The 19,909-nt window shown below is 71.8% G+C and carries 15 protein-coding genes; 7 read left to right on the top strand and 8 right to left on the bottom strand.

Annotation, left to right across the window (positions count from 1 at the left end; all coding sequences use genetic code 11):
• Positions 1-6: 6 nt before the first annotated feature.
• A complete protein-coding gene (locus ACFRU2_RS40975) occupies positions 7-1,311 on the bottom strand; it encodes a glycosyltransferase 87 family protein (protein WP_382981404.1) in 1,305 nt (434 codons plus the stop codon).
• 127 nt (positions 1,312-1,438) lie between these two features.
• Positions 1,439-2,794 carry a UDP-glucose dehydrogenase family protein gene (locus ACFRU2_RS40970; RefSeq protein WP_382981403.1) on the bottom strand — a complete coding sequence of 452 codons (1,356 nt, stop codon included), beginning with the start codon at positions 2,792-2,794 and terminating at the stop codon, positions 1,439-1,441.
• Between the two features lie 251 nt (positions 2,795-3,045).
• Between ACFRU2_RS40970 and ACFRU2_RS40965 the strand changes: the two genes are divergently transcribed.
• From ACFRU2_RS40965 to ACFRU2_RS40955, 3 genes are all read left to right on the top strand, one after another.
• Positions 3,046-4,218 (top strand): acyl-CoA dehydrogenase family protein, encoded by a 1,173-nt coding sequence (locus ACFRU2_RS40965; RefSeq protein WP_266878075.1) that lies wholly within the window; start codon positions 3,046-3,048, stop codon positions 4,216-4,218.
• Positions 4,219-4,365: 147 nt separating this feature from the next.
• On the top strand, positions 4,366-5,019 hold the full coding sequence (locus tag ACFRU2_RS40960) for a hypothetical protein (RefSeq protein WP_382981402.1): 654 nt from the start codon (positions 4,366-4,368) through the stop codon (positions 5,017-5,019).
• Positions 5,020-5,133: 114 nt separating this feature from the next.
• Positions 5,134-6,216, top strand: a complete 1,083-nt coding sequence (locus tag ACFRU2_RS40955) for a sugar phosphate nucleotidyltransferase (RefSeq protein ID WP_382981401.1) — start codon at positions 5,134-5,136, stop codon at positions 6,214-6,216.
• A gap of 39 nt (positions 6,217-6,255) precedes the next feature.
• Here the strand turns inward: ACFRU2_RS40955 and ACFRU2_RS40950 are convergent, their stop codons facing one another.
• Positions 6,256-7,626: an LCP family protein gene (locus tag ACFRU2_RS40950; RefSeq protein ID WP_382981400.1), complete on the bottom strand. Its 1,371-nt coding sequence runs from the start codon at positions 7,624-7,626 to the stop codon at positions 6,256-6,258.
• A 106-nt stretch (positions 7,627-7,732) separates the two neighbouring features.
• On the opposite strand from ACFRU2_RS40950, the gene ACFRU2_RS40945 reads away from it, so the two are divergent.
• Positions 7,733-8,275 (top strand): acyl-CoA thioesterase, encoded by a 543-nt coding sequence (locus tag ACFRU2_RS40945; RefSeq protein ID WP_382981399.1) that lies wholly within the window; start codon positions 7,733-7,735, stop codon positions 8,273-8,275.
• A 79-nt stretch (positions 8,276-8,354) separates the two neighbouring features.
• Positions 8,355-9,176, top strand: coding sequence for an SGNH/GDSL hydrolase family protein (locus ACFRU2_RS40940; protein WP_382981398.1), 822 nt, complete (start codon positions 8,355-8,357; stop codon positions 9,174-9,176).
• A 60-nt stretch (positions 9,177-9,236) separates the two neighbouring features.
• Here ACFRU2_RS40940 and ACFRU2_RS40935 read toward each other — a convergent pair whose 3' ends face one another.
• A complete protein-coding gene (locus ACFRU2_RS40935) occupies positions 9,237-10,766 on the bottom strand; it encodes an LCP family protein (protein WP_382981397.1) in 1,530 nt (509 codons plus the stop codon).
• A gap of 141 nt (positions 10,767-10,907) precedes the next feature.
• Between ACFRU2_RS40935 and ACFRU2_RS40930 the strand changes: the two genes are divergently transcribed.
• The gene (locus ACFRU2_RS40930) at positions 10,908-11,933 is read left to right on the top strand and encodes a glycosyltransferase family 2 protein (RefSeq protein WP_382981396.1); all 1,026 of its coding nucleotides are present in this window, start codon (positions 10,908-10,910) and stop codon (positions 11,931-11,933) included.
• Between the two features lie 105 nt (positions 11,934-12,038).
• Here the strand turns inward: ACFRU2_RS40930 and ACFRU2_RS40925 are convergent, their stop codons facing one another.
• The 4 genes from ACFRU2_RS40925 to ACFRU2_RS40910 all read right to left on the bottom strand — a co-directional run bounded on the left by ACFRU2_RS40925 (position 12,039) and on the right by ACFRU2_RS40910 (position 18,018).
• Positions 12,039-13,748, bottom strand: a complete 1,710-nt coding sequence (locus ACFRU2_RS40925) for an LCP family protein (RefSeq protein WP_382981395.1) — start codon at positions 13,746-13,748, stop codon at positions 12,039-12,041.
• A gap of 102 nt (positions 13,749-13,850) precedes the next feature.
• Positions 13,851-15,587: an LCP family protein gene (locus tag ACFRU2_RS40920; protein ID WP_382981394.1), complete on the bottom strand. Its 1,737-nt coding sequence runs from the start codon at positions 15,585-15,587 to the stop codon at positions 13,851-13,853.
• A 222-nt stretch (positions 15,588-15,809) separates the two neighbouring features.
• On the bottom strand, positions 15,810-17,099 hold the full coding sequence (locus ACFRU2_RS40915; protein WP_382981393.1) for an LCP family protein: 1,290 nt from the start codon (positions 17,097-17,099) through the stop codon (positions 15,810-15,812).
• Positions 17,100-17,268: 169 nt separating this feature from the next.
• Entirely contained in the window at positions 17,269-18,018 is a 750-nt protein-coding gene (locus ACFRU2_RS40910) for a TIGR03089 family protein (protein WP_382981392.1), read from the bottom strand.
• A gap of 150 nt (positions 18,019-18,168) precedes the next feature.
• On the opposite strand from ACFRU2_RS40910, the gene ACFRU2_RS40905 reads away from it, so the two are divergent.
• The gene (locus ACFRU2_RS40905) at positions 18,169-19,581 is read left to right on the top strand and encodes a peptidoglycan recognition protein (protein WP_382981391.1); all 1,413 of its coding nucleotides are present in this window, start codon (positions 18,169-18,171) and stop codon (positions 19,579-19,581) included.
• Positions 19,582-19,909: the final 328 nt, after the last annotated feature.

Raw genomic sequence — 19,909 nt, 5'->3', positions numbered from 1 at the left:
CGGAATTCAGACGCGCGCCGGGACCTCGGACCCGGCCTTGGACGCCGGGGCCGTCGTGGTCCCGGCGTCCTTCCCGTTCGCGGACCCGGTTCCGGGCACGGGGCTCACGCTGGCCCGCCACAGGCGCAGGCAGGACCAGACGGCGGCCCAGGCCAGCAGGCCGTTGCGGAGCACCAGGAGGAACGTGCCGAAGCCGGTGCCCGGGAGGATCTCCGAGCCGTAGGTGAGCGGGTAGATCGCCGTGCTGAGCGCGGTCGAGGCGACGATCAGCCAGGCCACCGGCCGCTGCGTGGTGTGCTTGCAGGTCAGGCAGACGGCCGCGAGGCCGACCAGCCAGATCAGGTACTGCGGGCTGAGTACGCGGCTGGTGATGGTGAAGACGAGGATGGCGCACAGCGCGGCGTCCAGCGGGGTCGCGGTCGTCCAGCGCCGGGCCTTCACCCGCCACAGCAGCAGCCACGCGAACCCGACGACCGTGAGGCCGACGGAGAGCAGGGCGACGCTGGAGACGTACGGGCCGAGGTACTCGTAGGCGCCGTAGCGGACTTCGACCTTCCCGGACCAGGCGCCGACGAGCTTGCCGAACATGAGGGCGGAGCCGCCGAGGGACTCGACCTGGATGCCGCGGTTGCCCTGGTTGCCCAGGAAGCCGAGGGTGTCGCGGAAGAACAGCGCGAGCACGGCGAGCAGTACGGCCCCGGCCGCCACGGCCGAGACGACGGCGTCGCGGGTGGTGCGGCCGCGCGGGGTGCCGATCAGCGTGAGCAGCGGCCAGACCTTGACCAGGGCCCCGACTCCGGCGAGGACGCCGCCGAGCTTGCGGCGGAAGCGCAGGCACAGCAGCGAGCCGACGGCGAGCAGGGTGACCTGGAGGTCGTAGCGGCCGAAGGGCAGCGACAGCAGCAGCGGCAGCGTGGTCAGCCACAGCACGGCGCCGGCCAGGCTGCCGTCGGAGCGGCGGGCGGCGCGGACCAGGCCGACGGTGATCAGCGCGTCGCAGACCACGGTCAGGGCGACGAAGGCCTGGAAGTAGCTGAGGAAGGGGAGCAGGTCGGGCGACAGGAAGATGGCCGCCGCGGCCGGCGGGTACTGCCACATGACGTCGTCGTGCGGCATGGTCCCCGTGACGAGGACGTCGTACCAGTTGTTGTAGGTCTGGGTGATCTCCACGCGCACCGACGAGGTGCCGTGCAGGTTCACCACCAGGAGGACCACCATCAGCGTCCGGGTGGCCAGCCAGAACCCCGCCATGGCCAGGCGGCCGGCGCGTCCGCGGAGTGCGGAGTCGATGGTCGTGCTCGTACTGGTCATCGGCCGTGAGTCTAGCGATCCATTGCGCGCGGCCCGGCGGCTGCCGCCAACGATCCGGTGACGAGATGCGAAACCGCGCATTCCGGAACGAAGCGGATCAAGGTCCGCCGGGGGGCGGACCCGGAGGTCAGGCGCGCGGGCGGCCCATCGCGCGGTAGGTCCAGCCGGCGGCGCGCCACAGGGCGGGGTCGAGGGCGTTGCGGCCGTCGAGGACGAGCCGGTCGGTGACGACCTCGCCGAGGGCCGCGGGGTCCAGGTCGCGGAACTCCCGCCACTCGGTGAGGTGCAGGACCACCTCGGCGCCGCGGGCGGCGTCCAGGGCGGTGTCGGCGTACCCGAGGGTGGGGAAGACGCGGCGGGCGTTGTCCATGCCCTTGGGGTCGTAGACGGTGACCTGGCCGCCCTGGAGGTGGATCTGGCCGGCCACGTTCAGCGCGGGGGAGTCGCGGACGTCGTCGGAGTCCGGCTTGAAGGTGGCGCCGAGCACGGCGACCCGCTTGCCGAGGAAGGAGCCGCCGACGGCGTCGCGGGCCAGCTCGACCATGTGGCCGCGGCGGCGCATGTTGATGGAGTCGACCTCGCGCAGGAAGGTCAGCGCCTGGTCGGCGCCGAGCTCGCCGGCCCGCGCCATGAACGCGCGGATGTCCTTGGGCAGGCAGCCGCCGCCGAAACCGATGCCGGCGCGCAGGAACTTCTTCCCGATGCGCTCGTCGTAGCCGATGGCCTCGGCCAGCTTCACCACGTCGCCGCCGGCGGCCTCGCAGACCTCGGCCATGGCGTTGATGAAGGAGATCTTCGTGGCGAGGAAGGAGTTGGCGGCGGTCTTGACGAGCTCGGCCGTGGGGAAGTCGGTGACGACCAGCGGCGTGCCCTCGCCCATGGGGGTCGCGTAGACCTCCCGCAGGAGCTTCTCGGCGCGTGCCGTGGCGTTGGTGGTGACCCCGATGACGATCCGGTCCGGGTGCAGGGTGTCCTGGACGGCGAAGCCCTCGCGCAGGAACTCCGGGTTCCAGGCGAGCTCGATCTCCTCGCCGGCCGGGGCGAGCGCGGTCAGCTTCGCGGCGAGGCGCTCGGCGGAGCCGACGGGCACGGTGGACTTGCCGACGACCAGGGCGGGCCGGGTCAGGTGCGGGGCGAGCGATTCCACGACCGCGTCGACGTAGCTCATGTCGCAGGCGTACTCGCCGTGCTTCTGCGGGGTGTTCACGCAGACGAAGTGGACGTCGGCGTCGAAGGCGCCGAGCTCCTCGTAGGAGGTGGTGAAGCGCAGCCGGCCCGTGGAGCCCGGCAGTCCGGCCACGTGGGCGGAGAGCAGCTCCTCCAGTCCCGGCTCGTACATGGGTACGCGCCCGCCGGCGAGCATGGCGATCTTCTCCGGCACCACGTCCAGTCCGAGCACCTCGAACCCCAGCTCCGCCATTGCCGCGGCGTGCGTGGCGCCGAGGTATCCGGTGCCGATCACAGTGATCTTGAGGGGGGCCATGAGTGCTCCTGGAGGTGCTGGGCCGTTCGCGGCAACCGAGCATAGTCGGGCCGGTGACCGGGGATGCATTCCGGCGTCCGTCACCCGTCCGCCACCCGGTGGCCACACCGTAGCCGCCTGCCCGATGCCCGCGCCGGGCCGGCTGTCATGCAACTCACGTGCGACGCCCGTGTCGCGGTCGGCGCGCGGACACTAAGCTTGGGCTACTTAACGGTAGTTAACACCACGCACCACCTGGGGAGTGAGAGATCTTGGCGGGTTCTGCCGACTTCGACCTGTACCGCCCGGCCGAGGAGCATGACATGCTCCGCGAGTCCGTCCGCGCGCTCGCCGAGGCGAAGATCATGCCCTTCGCCGCCGCGGTCGACGAGGAGTCCCGCTTTCCGCAGGAGGCCCTGGACGCCCTCGTCGCCAGCGACCTGCACGCCGTCCACGTGCCCGAGACCTACGGCGGCGCGGGCGCCGACGCCCTCGCCACCGTGATCGTGATCGAGGAGGTGGCCCGCGTCTGCGCGTCCTCCTCCCTCATCCCGGCGGTCAACAAGCTCGGCTCGCTCCCGGTGATCCTCTCCGGCTCCGAAGAGCTCAAGGCCAAGTACCTCGGCCCGCTGGCCAAGGGCGACGCGATGTTCTCCTACGCCCTCTCCGAGCCCGACGCGGGCTCGGACGCCGCGGGCATGAAGACCCGCGCCGTGCGCGACGGGGACTTCTGGGTGCTCAACGGCGTCAAGCGCTGGATCACCAACGCCGGCGTCTCCGAGTACTACACGGTCATGGCCGTCACCGACCCGGAGAAGCGCTCCAAGGGCATCAGCGCCTTCGTCGTCGAGAAGTCCGACGAGGGCGTCTCCTTCGGCGCCCCGGAGAAGAAGCTCGGCATCAAGGGCTCCCCGACGCGCGAGGTCTACCTCGACAACGTCCGCATCCCCGCCGACCGCATGATCGGCGCCGAGGGCACCGGATTCGCCACCGCGATGAAGACCCTCGACCACACCCGCATCACCATCGCCGCCCAGGCGCTGGGCATCGCCCAGGGCGCGCTGGACTACGCAAAGGGCTACGTCCAGGAGCGCAAGCAGTTCGGCAAGCCGATCGGCGACTTCCAGGGCGTGCAGTTCATGCTCGCGGACATGGCCATGAAGATCGAGGCCGCCCGCCAGCTGACCTACAGCGCCGCGGCCCGCTCGGAGCGCGTCTCCGGCGGCGGCCCGCACGAGGACCTCACCTTCTTCGGCGCCGCGGCCAAGTGCTTCGCCTCGGACGTGGCCATGGAGGTCACCACGGACGCGGTCCAGCTCCTCGGCGGCTACGGCTACACCCGGGACTACCCGGTGGAGCGCATGATGCGCGACGCGAAGATCACGCAGATCTACGAGGGCACCAACCAGGTCCAGCGCATCGTCATGGCGAGGAACCTGCCGTAGGGCCCGACCCCGCCGTACGTGAGGTCTCCCGATCCTGGTCGGGGGGCCTCGCGTGGTCCGGCCGCCGGCGCACCCCCTAGGCTGTGCGCCGGTCGGCCCCGGGTGCGGGGCTGTGGGGGCGGGATCGCCTGGGGGCGGGGAATCAGGATGTCCGTAGAACGTCACATGGCTGGGATGCTCCAGCAGATCGCCCGTCAGCAGGACGTGGTCGAGATCGCCCCGCAGGGCACCGCGCAGAAGGCGGCCGCCCTGGCGCACGTGGCGGAGCAGTACGGCTACACGTACGGCATCGCCTACCGGACCGGCTTCAAGAACTCCCTCGTCCAGGTCCGGATGTACCGGGACCCGCGGCCCGACGCGCGCGTCCGCGAGGCGGCCGCCATCACCGCCCACCCGCAGGCGGGCAACGGCGGGACGGTGCCGGGGCTGGCGCAGGGGTCGCTGAAGCCGCTACCCGAGGCGGCCGACTCCGTGGCCGTGCTGAAGGACCTCGTCACCTTCGACGTCATGGCCATGTACGTCGGCGACCGGCGCCAGAAGGTGGTGTGCTACCTCCTCTGCGCGGCCCTGCCCGTCCTCATGCTCATCGACGACAAGTCGCCGGTCGAGGCGTTCCTCTCCGGCGGGTTGGCCGCGCTGCTCGCCACCGTGGCCTTCAAGGTGGGCGTGATCCGCCGCGCGACCATCACACGGCGGCTGACGGCCGCCGGGTTCCACGAGGTGCGCGACGAGCAGGGCAACCGGCGATTCCTGCGCCCGGGGCAGCAGTTGCCCGGCCACGCCAACCCGTTCGCCGCCTGAGGCCCTGGCCTGCGGCGAAGACGACCGCACACATCGGACACCAGCCCCCTGGGGACCCCCCGGATGGGCTAAATTTGGACCTTCGTACGCCGGAACCGGTTGGGGAGAACGCAAATGACGGAAGCGATCCTGCTGGTCGGCGGACAGGGGACGCGGCTGCGCCCCGTCACGGTGAACACGCCGAAGCCGATGGTCCACACGGCAGGTGTTCCCTTCCTCGCCCACCAGATAGCCCGCGCCGCCGCCGCAGGCGTCACGCACATCGTGATGGCCACCTGCTACCTCGCCGAGGTCTTCGAGCCCTACTTCGGGGACGGAACCGCCTTCGGCGTCCACCTGGAGTACGTGGTCGAGGACGAGCCCCTCGGCACCGGCGGCGCCATCCGCAACGCGGCGCAGCTGCTCACCGGCGGCCCGGACTCCCCGGTGCTCGTCTTCAACGGGGACATCCTCACCGGCCTGGACATCGCCGGCCTCGTCGAATCGCACGAGGCGGCCGACGCCGACGTCTCCCTGCACCTGGTCCGGGTCGACGACCCGCGCGCCTTCGGCCTGGTCCCCACCGACGCCCACGGGCGGGTGCTGGCCTTCACCGAGAAGCCGCAGACGCCCGAGGAGATCATCACCGACCAGATCAACGCCGGCTGCTACGTCTTCCGGCGCAGCGTGATCGACACCATCCCGGCCGGCCGGTCCGTGTCCGTGGAGCGCGAGACCTTCCCCGGCCTGCTCGCCTCCGGGGCCACCCTGCACGGGGTCACCGAGAACACGTACTGGATGGACCTCGGCAAGCCGGAGGCGATCATCCAGGCCTCCGCCGACCTGGTCCGCGGCGTCGTCCCCTCCCCGGCCGTCCCCGGACGCCGCGGCGAGTCCCTCGTCCTGCCCGGAGCCCACGTCGCGGCCGGGGCCAAGCTGTCGGGGGGCACCGTCGTGGGCGCCGGAGCCCGCATCGAGGCGGGTGCGGTCGTCCAGGGCTCCATCGTGCTGGGGGACGCGGTCGTCGGACCCGACGCGCAGGTGTCCGCCAGCCTGATCGGCGCGGGCGCCTCGGTGGGCGCACGGACCGTACTGGACGCCGCCGTCATCGGTGACGCGGCCGTCGTGGGGGCCGACAACGAGCTCCGCGCCGGAGCCCGGATCTGGTGCGGGGCGCAGCTGCCCGACGCGGCGATCCGCTTCTCCTCCGACGCCTGAGCCGGACGGGCGCCCCGGCGAGGGGCGCCCGCCCTGTGATCAGTTCCCGCGGACGGTGACCTTCTCGTCCTTCTGGATCTGCTGCACCAGCTGCTGCACCTTCGCCTTGTCCCAGACGAGGTTGCCGCCGCGCTGACCGGAGATCGGCATGTTCATGGACACGCCGTCACCGCTGCTGATGCCCTTCATCGCGAAGAACATCGACCCCATGTCCCACAGCCCCATGTCCTTGTCCACGATCAGCGTGTCCAGACCCGCGCCCAGCACCGGGTACAGCTTGAACGGATTCATGATCGTCGTCGGGGTCGCCGCCTGGCTGGCCAGCGCCGACAGGAACTTCTGCTGGTTCTTGGTCCGCTGCAGGTCCGACTCGGCGAAGGCGTAGCGGGTCCGTACGTAGGCCAGCGACTGCTCGCCGTTCAGCGTCTGGGTGCCCTCCTTGAAGTCGGCCCCGGACTTCTCGTCCTTGAACCCCTTCTCGATGTTCAGCTCCACCCCGCCCAGCGCGTCCACGATGTTCGCGAAGCCGGCGAAGCCGATCTCCGCGTAGTGGTCGATGCGCAGGCCGGTGTTGAACTCCACCGTCCGCACCAGCAGCTCCGGGCCGTCCTCCGCGTACGCGGCGTTCAGCTTGACCCGGCGGCCCTGGCCGGCGAACTTCTTGCCCGACTCCGAGCCGACGAAGGACGGGATCTCCACGTCCGAGTCGCGCGGCAGGGAGATCATCGTGTTCCCGCTGGAGCACTTGGCGAGGATCATCATCGAGTCGGTGCGCTTGCCCTCGGCCGAGCCGGTGTGGAGCTTCTTCTTGTCCTCGGCGGACATGCCCTCACGGCTGTCGGAGCCCACGATCAGGTAGGTCGTGCAGTCGCCCTCCTTCGGGCGCTCGATGACCTTGGAGAGGTCGACCTCGCGGCGCACGTTGGAGTCGGCCCAGAAGTAGGTGCCGATGCTCGTCACGAGCAGGCCCGAGGCCAGCACGATCGAGCCGATCTTGATCCGCTTGCGCCAGTCCGGGGCCGGTCCCGCCGGCCGGGCCGGGCCGCCGGGGCCGCCGGGGCCGCCCGGTCCGCGCCCGCGCGGCCCACTGGGCGGCTGGCCGCCGCCGTAGACCTGGCCGGTGTTGTAGCCGCTGTCGTATCCGTCGTGGCTGTTGCCGCTGTACGAGCCGTCCTGCTGCGGAGGCACGTAGGCGGGGCCCGCCGGCGGCTGAGCCGGGCGGCGCGGGGGCTGCTGGGGCTGCGGAGGCTGCTGCGGCTGCCGGGACGCCTGAGGGCCGGGGCCGGGCCGCTGGACGTGCCTCATCCGCCGTGCGCCTTCCGGCTCCGCCTGGCCGCTGCCGCGGCCGTACCCGTCATCGCGGCGGCCGCGCTGGTCCTGCTCGCCGCTCCACCCGTCCCAGTCACTCATGTGCCCAAGAATGCCTGGCCGCAAGGCCCACGGAACACCCCCGGCGGCTCTTCGTACCGCTGCTGTTGCAGAGCTGACACCAGCAAGCCGCACTTAAGCTGTCCCCATGACAGAGATATCGGGCGAGCTGCGCGGAAAGCCGATCTCGGCTTCCCGCACCACCCTGAGCCACATCATGACCGCCAACGACACCAACCTCCTCGGCACGGTGCACGGCGGCGTGATCATGAAGCTGGTGGACGACGCGGCCGGCGCCGTGGCCGGCCGCCACTCCGGCGGCCCGGCGGTCACCGCCTCCATGGACGAGATGGCCTTCCTCGCCCCCGTCCGCGTAGGCGACCTCGTCCACGTCAAGGCCCAGTGCAACTGGACGGGCCGCTCCTCCATGGAGATCGGCGTCCGCGTCCTCGCGGAGCGGTGGAACGAGTCCACCCCCGCCACCCAGGTCGGCAGCGCCTACCTGGTCTTCACCGCGGTCGACTCCGAGGGCAAGCCCCGCGAGGTCCCGCAGGTGATCCGGGAGACCGAGCGGGACGAGCGGCGCTACCAGGAGGCCCAGATCCGCCGCACGCACCGGCTCGCCCGCCGCCAGGCCATCCGCGACCTGCGGGAGGAGCGGTCCGCGCAGGGGCTGGACGCCGACGTCTAGTGCGCCCGGACCCCCTGCACCCGCACCTGCTCCTGCTCCTGCACGCGGCCATGCCGCCCCGCTCCACCCGGAAGGCTCCATGAACCGCCGCTCGGCCGTGCTCGCCGGCCTCACCGGCCTCGCGGGAATCGCGGGAATCACCGCCGCCGTCCCGATGCTGACGAAGGACTCCCCCCAGGCACCCGCCGGGGGCGAGCCGTCCCCCGACAGCTCCCCGGACCCCTCCTCCGGCACGGGGCGGTCCCGGAACATCCGCCTCATGCCCCTCGGAGACTCGACGGCCGCCGGTTCGGGAAGCTCCGGCCGCGCCGGCTACCGGCTGCCCCTGGAGCTGCTGCTCTCCGGCCAGTCCGGCTTCACCGTCGACTTCGTCGGCTCCCAGGAGCAGGGACGCATGGGCGACAACCAGCACGAAGGCCATCCCGGCTACACCATCGACCGGATCCGCGCCGGGGCGGACCGGTGGATCAGGACGGCCCGGCCGGACGTGGTCCTGGTCTCGGCCGGTCTCAACGACCTGAACCAGGGCGACGACCCCGAGCACGCCGCGGACCAGGCGCAGGACCTGGTCGAGCGGATCTTCGCCCTGCGCCCCGAGGCCACCGTCATCCAGCAGGGACTGGTCCCCTCGACCCCCGGCTCCCGGGGCCTGGACCTCACCGGGCCCATCGCCGCGTACAACCAGCGCCTCAAGCGGATGGAAACGGAGCTGCAGCAGCGCTCGGGCCGGCACTTCAGGTACGTCAAGCCCCCGTGGCTGACCCCCGCGGACCGGGCGGACGCGTCCATGCCGGCCGAGCTGGCCGACGGCCTGCACCCGAACGACATGGGGTACGAGAAGGTGGCGGAGGCCTACTACGAGGCCCTGGAGCAGGCCCACTCCGACGGCTGGTTCGGCTGAGCTCCGCACCCGCTCGGGCCGGAGCCGCACCCGCTCCGGCCAGGTCCGCTCCCGCTCCGGTCAGGAGCCGCCGCAGACCACCTGGTCACCGGTGACCACACCGAATTCGCCCTGGTACGGGTCCTCCGCACGCACCGGCACCACCTTGCGGTAGTCGGCGCCCGCGATCACCACCACGGTCCGCCCCTGCCCCCGCACGGCCCGCAGCTCACTGCCGGGCAGCGCGGTGGACACCGTACGGGCCGACCGGTCCCAGCGCGGGTCGTACGTGATCACCGTGCGCTTGACGTCCCGGCTCGCGCCGTTCCCCGGAGCCCGGGTGGTGTCGAAGCCGGTGGCGCGCAGCGCCGAGTCCACCCGGGTGCCCAGCCCGTCGATCCGGGTGCCGTTCTCCACCTGGACCCGGACCTGGCCCGGGGGCACGTCCACCGGTACCGCCGGCTGCCTGCGCACCGGCTTGCCGGGGGCGGGGGCCTGGGGCGGGGCCATCGGCCGGTCCTCGCGCAGCGCCTGGAAGAGCTTCGCGGCCTTCCCCTCGTCCCATTTCACGGTCGAGCCGATGCCCTTGACCGGGAAGGAGGGGTTTCCGACGGGCACGGAGGCGAACTCCGAGGAGGACGGGGTGAAATCGCGCATGGCCTGCCCGAGCGCCAGCATCTGCTCCGAGCCGAAGCCCCGGTCGGCCCGGACCGAGCTCAGCAGGGTGGAGCTGACCTGCTTGAACTTGACGGGGTTGAGCAGCACCCCGCCGCCCGTGGCCTGCTTGATCAGGGCGGCGATGAACCGCTGCTGGCGCTGCATCCGGCCCAGGTCGGAGGCCCCGTCGACATGGCGCGAGCGCACGTACTGCAGGGCCTGGCCGCCGCTGAGCCGGTGGGTGCCGGGGAGCAGGTCGAGTCCGGTGTTGGGGTCGTGCATGGTCTTGGCGGTGCAGATCTCCACGCCGCCCATGGCGTCGACCGTCTTCATGAAGCTGGTGAAGTCGACCTCCAGGTAGTGGTCGATCTTCACGCGGGTCATGTTCTCGACGGTGCGCACGGTCAGCTGGGGCCCGCCCTCGGCGTAGGCGGCGTTGAGTTTCACGGGGTGGGCCCCGTGCGGTTTGCCGCTCGAGCCGTCCACGTGCGCGGGCAGCTCCACGAAGCTGTCCCGGGGGAGGCTGACCACGCTGGCCCGCGACCGGTCCGCCGAGAGGTGGACCAGCATCACGGTGTCGGTGCAGTGGCAGGGCGCGCCGCCCAGGCGGTACTCGCGCTTCTCCTCGGCGGTGATCTTGTCGCGGCCGTCGGTGCCGACGAGCAGGAAGTTCACCCCGTGCCCGGCCTGCGGGCGGTTCTTCATGTCCTTGAAGGGGTCCACGCGCTGGATCCCGGTGTCCAGCCCGGTCATCACGGCGTGCCCGAGGGCCCCCGAGCCCAGGACGAGCACCGACAGCCCCGCGGCGAGCCGGACCCCCCAGCGGGGTCTGTCCGCCGGCCGGTTCCCGCCGGCCCGGGGCCCTGCCGGACCGCCTGGCCGCGGCGCGCGCTGCGACGGCCGGGCGGACCGGGCGGGCAGGGCGGGTCGGGTGGGACGGTGCGGCTGGGGCACGGGGGACACCTCGCACGTTCGGCAGATTCGTCAGAACAGTAGGCCCATACGATCAGCCGTTGTCCTTACTGCTCATCCGGCGCGCACCCGGTTCCCCCGTACGCGGTAACGTGACACCGATACCCGACCTTGAAGGACCACATGCCCGCCCAGCAGCCCGCAGTCTCGGTGATCATGCCGGTACTCAACGAGGAGCGCCATCTGCGCAACTCGGTCCACCACATCCTCGGACAGGAGTACGGGGGTGAGATGGAAGTGGTGATCGCACTCGGGCCGTCCAAGGACCGTACCGACGAGATCGCCGCCGAGTTGGTACGGGAAGACCCCCGGGTCCACACCGTCCCGAACCCCACCGGCCGGACCCCCGCCGCCCTCAACGCGGCCATCCAGGCCTCGCGCCACCCGATCGTGGTGCGCGTGGACGGCCACGGCATGCTCTCCCCGAACTACATCGCCACCGCGGTCCGCCTCCTGGAGGAGACCGGCGCGCAGAACGTCGGCGGCATCATGCACGCCGAGGGCGAGAACGCCTGGGAGGACGCCGTCGCCGCCGCGATGACCTCGCGCATCGGCGTCGGCAACGCCGCCTTCCACACCGGTGGCAAGGCGGGCCCGGCCGACACCGTCTACCTCGGGGTGTTCCGGCGGGAGGCCCTGGAGGCCGCCGGCGGATACAACGTGGAGTTCGTCCGCGCCCAGGACTGGGAGCTGAACTTCCGCATCCGCGAGGCCGGCGGACTGATCTGGTTCTCGCCGGAGCTGAAGGTCCAGTACCGCCCGCGTCCCTCGGTACGGGCGCTCGCCAAGCAGTACAAGGACTACGGGCGCTGGCGCCACGTGGTGGCCCGCTACCATGCGGGCTCCATCAACCTGCGCTACCTCGCCGCACCGGCCGCCGTCTGCGCGATCGCCGCCGGCGTGGTCGTCGGAGCCGCCGTCACCCCGTGGGCCTTCGTCCTCCCGGCGGGCTACCTCGCGGCGATCACCGTCGGCTCCGTTCCGGCCGGCAAGGGACTGTCGCTCAAGGCCCGGCTGCGGATCCCCGTCGCCCTGGCGACCATGCACGTGTGCTGGGGCTACGGCTTCCTGACCAGCCCGCGCTCGCTCGCCGCCAAGGTCATCGCGAGCCGCCGCCCGTCGGTCCGGCGGGACCCCGCCGAGGCCTGAGCCTGCGTACGCACACCAAAGGGGTGACCCGGTCCTCGGCGGACCGGGTCACCCCTTTCGGTGTCTGAAGGCGTCAGCGTTTCGGCGAGCCCGTCCTTCGGCCGCTCACTTCCACTGGAACGGCGCGTAGATGTCCATGCAGCTGGTGTCCGTGCCGTTGAGCACGTCGGCCGACTCCGGGACCGAACCGGCCTCGGGCGGCGCCTGCTGCGGGTACGTGGCGCCCTCGCGCCAGTCCGCGCCCACCAGGACCGTGATCTTGGCTGCCGAGGCCGACTTCTGCACCGAGGTGGCCGGGATCCCGAGCGCCGCGGCCACGGCCTGCGCGTCGGCGGCCTGGGCGTCCGTGGCGTAGCGGACGATCGTCGCCTTCTCGGGGGTCGGCGCGCCGTCCGCCTTGGCCAGCGAGTACCCCTTGGCGACCAGCTCGCCGGCGATGGCCGTGGCCCGCTTCTGCACCGCCTGCGCCCCGACACCAGTGCCGTTGACCACCTGTACGGCGATCTTCGCGGGGTTGGAGGTCGGCGGCGCGGAGGACGTCTGCGGGGTCGGCTCGGTCGACGTGGCGGGGGCCGAGGGGTCGGCGCCCGGCTGGCCGCTCTCGGCCGGCGCCGGGTCGCCGTTCTTGTCCATGGCCACGTCCTTGCGGAGCATCTCCCACACCTTGGGGGCGTCCGCGGGGTCGAGGATCAGCCGGTTCTCGTCGTTCGGAGCCTGCAGCACCGGGATCGTGGCCGACGTGATGCGGTTGACCGGCACGTCCTTGAGCAGCAGGGCGAGGTCGAGGAGCTTCTTGACCGACCCGATCTCCTCCGACACCTTCAGCGCCTTCGTCGCCGCCTCCGCCAGGCCCGTGAGGCGGGGGAGGTCGGTGAAGGCGTTCTGGCTCTTGAGCCCGCGCATCATCGAGTTCATGTACATGTGCTGCGCCTTGGCCCGGCCCATGTCACTGCCGAAGGCGTGCCGGGTGCGCAGCCACTGGAGCGCCTGCTCGCCCTGGACCTTGTGGGTGCCCGCGGTCAGCTTGAGGCCGGAACCGCCCGTCCCCGACCCGGGCTTCGACTGGTCGAAGACGTTCTGGTTGACGCAGACGTCGACGCCGCCGATGGCGTCGGCCATGCTCACGACACCGGTGAAGTCGATCAGCATCCAGTGGTCGATGTAGACGTTGGCCATCTTCTCCCAGGTGGCCAGGGTGCAGCCGGCGCCCCCGCGCGTGAAGCTCTCGTTGATCATGTTCTTGGTGGCTTTGTACTTGGTGCCCGTCGCGGGGTCGGTGCACTCCGGTATGTCCACGATGGTGTCGCGCGGAACGGTGGTGATCGAGGCGTTCTTCCGGTCGGCCGATATGTGGACCAGCATCTGCACGTCGGCCCGCACGGGGCCGCCGATCATGTCCCAGCCGCCGCCGAGCTTCGCGTTCTCCTCGTCGCGCAGGTCGGAACCGAGCATCAGGATGTTGAGCGGGCGCCGGCCCGCGGCATCGGCCTCGCCCCTGGCGACCCCGCTGTCGCCGCTCAGGCGCTGGCCGCTGCGGATGTTGCCGTTGAGGTGGCGGTAGTAGAGGTAACCGGCCGCCGCCGTCCCGAGTATGAGCAGCGCGACGATGGAGGCCGTCCAGCGCAGTATGCGGCGCCGCCCCCGCCGGGTCGGCCGCTTGCCGCCCTTGCCCCCGCCGCCACCGCCGCGGCGGTGGCCGGAGCCGGACCTCGGCGCGGGTACGGCACTGGTGGCCGTCGGTCGGGTGCCGGAGCCGGATATGCCGTCGCCGGCCCGGCCCGGCGCCCCCTCCCCTTGCACGCTGCTGTGCCTCACGCGTCCCCCATCACGATCACTCTGAGTCGGTATTGTGCCGGTCCGACGGGGTCCGGCACGTCATTTCGTGACCGCGGAGGGCCGGCCGGCCCCCCTGTTCGGTCACTTGGCGCAGACGGACTTGTCCGCCTCGACCCGCTGGACGCCTTCGGGCGCCTGCTGAGGCGCCGTCATGGAGACCCCCGCCCCCTTGAAGTCGGCGCCGAGCGTCAGCTTCATCGGAGTCTTGGGCGCGGCGTCGGCCGTACCCATCTTCAGCGCCGTCGCCGGCAGACCCATCATGTCCGCCAACGCCCTGGCCTGGTCGGCCTGGTTGGGTGCGTACTCCAGCTGCGTGGTGTCCACCTTGGCGGGCGCGTTGCCCAGGTTGCTGGACTTCGGCACCCCCTTGGTGTTCTGCAGCCAGTTCAGCGTGCCGGACGCGGATCCGGTCGGGCCGCCGCCGTTGTAGACGTCCACCCGGACGTCCTTGGCCTCCGCGCGGGCGCCCTGCAGGAGGGCGTCGAGCTTGGCCTTCGCGTCGGCGTCCGCCGCGTCCTTCGCCGCCTGCTCCTTCTTCTCGACCTCCGTGAGGGAGACGTCCCCGCGGATCATCTGCAACAGCGGTTCGGCCTGGGCCTGGTTGACGACCACGGTGGCTTTGACCTTCTCCGCCGGATTGTCGAGCACCGGAAGTGTGGTGAAGGTGATGTTCTTGAGGTCTATGTTCTTCAACTCACCTGCAAGTTCGGTGAGTTTTCCGATCGACCCTATCCCCGAATCCACGCTCAGCGACTTCGTGGCCGCTTCCGCGAGGGAGAAGAACTTCTTCGGACTCGTCAGCGTTTCCTTGGACTTCATCTCGCGCATCATCGAACTGAGGAACTGCTGCTGCGTCTTGATGCGGTCGAGGTCGCTCTCGTTGCCGAAGGCGTGCCGGGTGCGTACGAAGGCCAGCGCCTGCTCGCCCTCCAGCCGGTGTTCGCCCGCCGTCAGCTTGAGCTTGGAGTCCTTGTCGTTGACGTCCTTGGCCACGCAGACCGGCACCCCGCCGACCGCCGTGCTCAGGTTCTTCACCGCGTTGAAGTCGGCCATCATGAAGTGGTCGACCTGGATCCCGGTGAGCTCCTTGACCGTGCGCATCGTGCAGCCCGGGTCGCGGCCCGACTGTCCGAGGCTGGTGTTGAAGCGGGCCCCGCGCTCGCCGGGGATGTCCTTGGTGGAGCCGTCCGGCTGCTTCGTGGGGCAGGTCGGCAGGGTGGTGATCAGGTCGCGCGGGATGGACAGCGCCGTGGCGTTGGAGCGGTCCTTCGAGACGTGGAAGAGGATCGTCGTATCGGCGTGGCCGACGCTGCCGGCGTCCCCGTACCCCTCGTTGCCCGCGCCGCTGCGCTTGTCCGTGCCGATGACCAGGATGTTGATCGGCTGGTCCTTCTTGAAACCGCCGCTGGTGCCCGCGTCGCCGACGTCGGTGACGACGATGTTGCCGTTCAGGTGCTGGTAATAGAGGTAGCCCGCCACGGAGCCGCCGATCAGCAGCACCGCCAGGGTTCCACCCGTGATGGTCAGCGCGCGTTTGCGACCGCCACCGCCCACTTTGCGCGAACGTCCGCCGCGCCGGCCTCCGCCGGGGGGAGGAGCGTCACCGCGGCGCGGTCCGGGAACCGCGGGGGAGGGGGCGGCGGGGGAGCGGGGAGGAACGGGAGTTCTACGGGGCGCCGCGCGGGGGGCGGACCGCTGCGACGGTGCTTGCGCAGAGGTGTCTTCCAGTCGCAGCTCGTAGTTGCCGGTGCGGGGGTTGAGTACCCATTGATCTGCGGGGTCGATCTCGTCGGCCCGTCCACGGCTTTGCGCATCCACGGTTTGCTCGAATCCTCCGTCGGTGCTTCGCGACGCGCCTCCCCCAGGCGCACGGTCAACGATCCGGCTGCTGGCGCACGGCCTCTGTACTGGCCGGGCACCGGATCGCTCACCTTATCCGGACAGGTTCGCCGCAAACCATGCTGGTGATGAATTCCACGCACTTACAACGGGGCAATCGCCCCAACAAGCTCGGCCCGGGCACCGGCTTTTGGGATTGCTTTACCGGCAGTCGGCCACACCGGCCGTGGTGCCGGTGAAGGTGGGGACGGGAGTCGAGGGCTCCGCGGTTCCCGGGCCGTCACCGGTGCCGTCCCCGGTACTGCCCCGGGTGCTGTCCTGGCTGCCGTCCTGGGGGCGGTCCGCCTTGTCGTCGGCCGCCGCCTCGTCCCGGGCCCCGTCCGGCCGCTCGGCCGGAGCGGGCGTGGTCGTGGCCTTGGGCGCGGGCGGGGCGATGGTGAGGGGCTCGTCCGCCCGCAGCCGCTGGAAGAGCTGGGTCGCGTCGGGCTGGCGCAGTTCGTCCCGGTTCGCGTCGGCCGCGTACGGCCGGCGCGGCACCGTGAGGAACTTGATCTGGTCGGTCGGGATGTCGCGTACGCCCCGGACCAGCTCGTACAGCCCCCGCAGCGAGGCCAGCCCCGGGTCGGTGGTCACCGAGGAGGTCGCCGCGTCCAGCAGCGGGTACAGCCGGGCCGGATTGAGCAGCACCCCGTTGCTCTGCACCTTCTTGACCAGCGACCCGAGGAACGCCTGCTGGCGCTCCATCCGCTCGGTGTCGCTGCCGTTGCCCAGGCTGTAGCGGGCCCGGACGAAGCCCAGCGCCTGCTCGCCCTGCAAGGTCTGCCGGCCCGCCGGCAGCTTCAGCTTGGCCTCGGCGTCGTCCACCGGCCGGCGCAGGCACACCTCCACCCCGCCGATGGCGTCGACCATCTTCTTGAACCCGCTGAAGTCCAGCACCATGTGGTGATCGACCCGGATCCCGGTCATCGCCTCCACCGTGCGGATCGTGCAGGCGGTCCCGCCCCACTCGAAGGCCCAGTTGAACTGGGCGAACTGCTCGCTGGTCCGGCTCCCGTCCGCCTTCAGGCACGCGGGTATCTCCGCCATCAGGTCCCGCGGTATCGACACCGCCGTCGCACTCTTCCGGTCCGCCGGCAGGTGCAGCAGGATCGTGGTGTCCGAGCGCTGCGTGCCCTCGTCCTGCCCGTACGGGGCGTTGCCCGCGCCCGTGCGCGAGTCCGAGCCGATCAGCAGGATGTTCTGCGCGCCGCCCGCCAGGTGGACCGGGCGCTCCTTGTCGTAGCGCCGCAGCTCGGCGGCGGCGGAGGTGTCCTCGGCGATGTTCCCGTCGAGCTTGGAGTAGATCCACCAGCCCGTGCCGGCCCCGACGACGGCGAGCAGCCCGGTCCCGAGCCCGATCCAGCGCAGCAGCCGGCGCCGCCTGCGGCCGTTCGGAGGCTTCCCGCCTCCGGCCGCATCGGTGCCGCCCGGTATGCCTGCGCTGTCCGTCACTCGCGTTCCGTCCCCTCACCCGAACCGGTACGGGCCGTACGGGTGAGTACGGCCTGTGCCGATCCTGCCCCCGGGTGATCGATGAGGCCCGGGGGCGCGGCCCGGTATAGGGCCATGTGGGTGACAAATAGCCCAGATCCGGCATTGGGCGGTCCGGGTGACGGCGGGGTCAGGCCGTGTGGGTGACCCGCTCGCTCTCGATCCGCTGGGCCAGCGCCCCCTCCGCCAGCCCCTCGGCATTGCGGCACAGCACCACGGAGCCGCCCGTGGCCAGGGCCGCGTAGAGCCCGGTCGAGAGCCCCTCCCAGCTGTCGTAACCCTGCCGGGACAGCACCCGGGCGCCCTCGCCGAAGCCGAGCTTCACCGCGTCCTCGCGGGCCCGCTCGCAGATCCGTGCGTACGAGAGCTCCTCGCCGCCGACCACCAGGCCCGGGCCGTCCGCGTCCACGGGCTGGAAGGGCGCGAAGCGGTCGCCCTGCCCCGGCACCTCCACGGCGTAGTCGGCGAACCCGGCCGGCGGCTGCGGGAAGCGCCCGCCCAGCGGCCGCAGCGCGAGCGCCACCCGCTCGCCGGAGCACGCCGCCGCCTCCTCCAGGGTGTCCGGCCCGCTCACCACCAGGTCGGCATCGCCCGGATCCCCGCCCACCTCCACCACGACCCCGACGGAGGCGCAGGCGAGCAGCCACACGGCGCTCTGCCAGTGCGCGGGGAGCAGCAGGGCGAGCCGGTCGCCGGGCTCGGCGCCCAGGTCGCCCTGGAGCAGATTGGAGGTCTTGGCCACCCAATTGGCGAAGGTGGCGACGGACAATTCGACGCGCTCGCCCGTGGCGTCGTCGTAGAAGGTGACGAGCGGGCGGCCGGGATCGGCGGCGAGCGCGGATCGCAGCAGGTCGGCAGGGGTGCGGTCAGTGGCGTTCACGGACCAGAGCCTACGCGGGACGGCCCGCGCCCCTCCTCCGTACGGCCGCAGCACGATCCCCCGTACGGAGGAGGGGTATCGGTGCCGGTGCCGGACGGGACGTCAGTTTTCGGATGGCGCGCCCCTCCCGCAGTCCCCAGCATCCTTTCCATGCGTGCATTCCTTGCTTCCTCGATCGGCGTCGCGACGGCTGCCGCACTGGCCCTGCCGCTCGCGCTCCCCTCCACGGCCCTCGCACACCCGGCGGCGGTGACGGAGGCGGCCGCCCCGGTGACCCCCGCCGGCTCGACCCAGTCCCTGCCCCTCGTCCCCGTGGGACCCGCGGCGGACCGCACCCCCGGCGTCCCCGGCATGAGCACCTCGCCCCGGCTGCCCGAGACGCGGGGCCTGTCGGCGCGCGAGGTCAAGACCTTCTCGCTGGTCGGCGTCGTCTGGGACGACGCGAGCACCCAGCTCGACGGCCGCGTCCAGGTCCGCACCCGCTCCGTGGCCACCTCGGCCTGGTCCGAATGGCAGGACGTCGACACCCACAACAGCGAACACGCCGCCGACCCCGACACGGCGGAACGGGGCACCGGCCGCGTCCGCGGCAGCACCGCCCCCCTGTGGGTCGGGCAGTCCGACGGCATCGAGGTCCGGGTCCAGGCCGAACCGGGCGGCCGCGTGGTGAGCAGCGGGCTCCCGACGGGCATGCGCATCGAACTGGTGGACCCGGGAGACACGACCCGTCCGCAGACGGACGCGAAGAACGGCACCGAGGAGGCCTCGCCCGTCCTCGACGACGACGACAAGGGGGAGCTGGCCCTCCTCCCCGGCATGACGATGGAGATGGCGGAGTCCTCCTCCGCCAACGTCCCGATGGCCCCCCTGGGAGCCAAGGAGATCCCCGCCCTCAACAAGGCCGACTCCACCGCCGACGCGGTCCTCGTCGACGAGGCGCTCGCGGCCGCCCCGTACATCGGCCCGCGCCCGAAGATCGTCACCCGGCTGGGATGGGGCGCGGACGAGAGCCTGCGCGAAAAGGGCTTCGTCTACACGAACACGGTCAAGGCCGCCTTCGTCCACCACACCGCCTCGGGCAACAACTACGCCTGCAAGGACGCCCCGGCCGTCCTGCGCAGCCTGTACCGCTACCACGTGGTCAGCAGCGGCTGGCGCGACATCGGCTACAACTTCGCCGTCGACAAGTGCGGCACCGTCTACGAGGGCCGGGCGGGCGGAGTCGCCAAGGCGGTGCTCGGCGCGCACACCATGGGCTTCAACACGGACAGCATGGGCGTCGCGGTCATCGGCACCTTCGCCTCCACGGCTCCCCCCAAGGCCGCGGTGGACGCGGTGGCCGGCCTCACGGCCTGGAAGCTGGGCCTCTTCGGAGCGGACCCCCGCGCGAAGACCACCCTCAAGTCGGGCGGCGGCAACCTCTACGCGAAGGGCAGCAACGTCCGCCTGAACGTCATCTCGGGCCACCGCGACGGCTTCGCCACGGAATGCCCCGGCACCCGCCTCTACACCCAACTCCCCCCCACCCGAACCGCCTCGGCGAAACTCCAGGGCCGCCCCTGAGGCGCCTCCTTCTCGACGCGTCGCTCGCACCGCTGCGCGGGCTTCGCGTCGCTGCGCCGGGCACCTTCTCGACGCGCAGCTCGCACGGCTCGGCCCTGGCGGGCCTCCCCGGCTTCACTGCGCTGCGCCGAACTCCGTCCGGCGGTGGCCGGTCGGGGCTGCCGCCCCGGCCGTCCCGGCTTGGGGTCCGGTGGGCGGGTGCGGCTGGGCGGGCCCTGCGGGGCTGGGTCCCCTACCCGCCCTTCGCCCGTTCCCCGGGGCTCCGCCCCGGACCCGTTCCCGCGCGCGGCGCCGTTCGCGGGGGGGGGGAGCCAGCACCACCCCCCCC

Origin of the sequence: Streptomyces sp. NPDC056883 (genome assembly GCF_042788835.1) — a bacterium.
In the GTDB taxonomy this organism is placed as follows: Bacteria; Actinomycetota; Actinomycetes; order Streptomycetales; family Streptomycetaceae; genus Streptomyces; species Streptomyces stoeckheimensis.
This window is presented reverse-complemented; position numbering and strand designations above follow the sequence as displayed.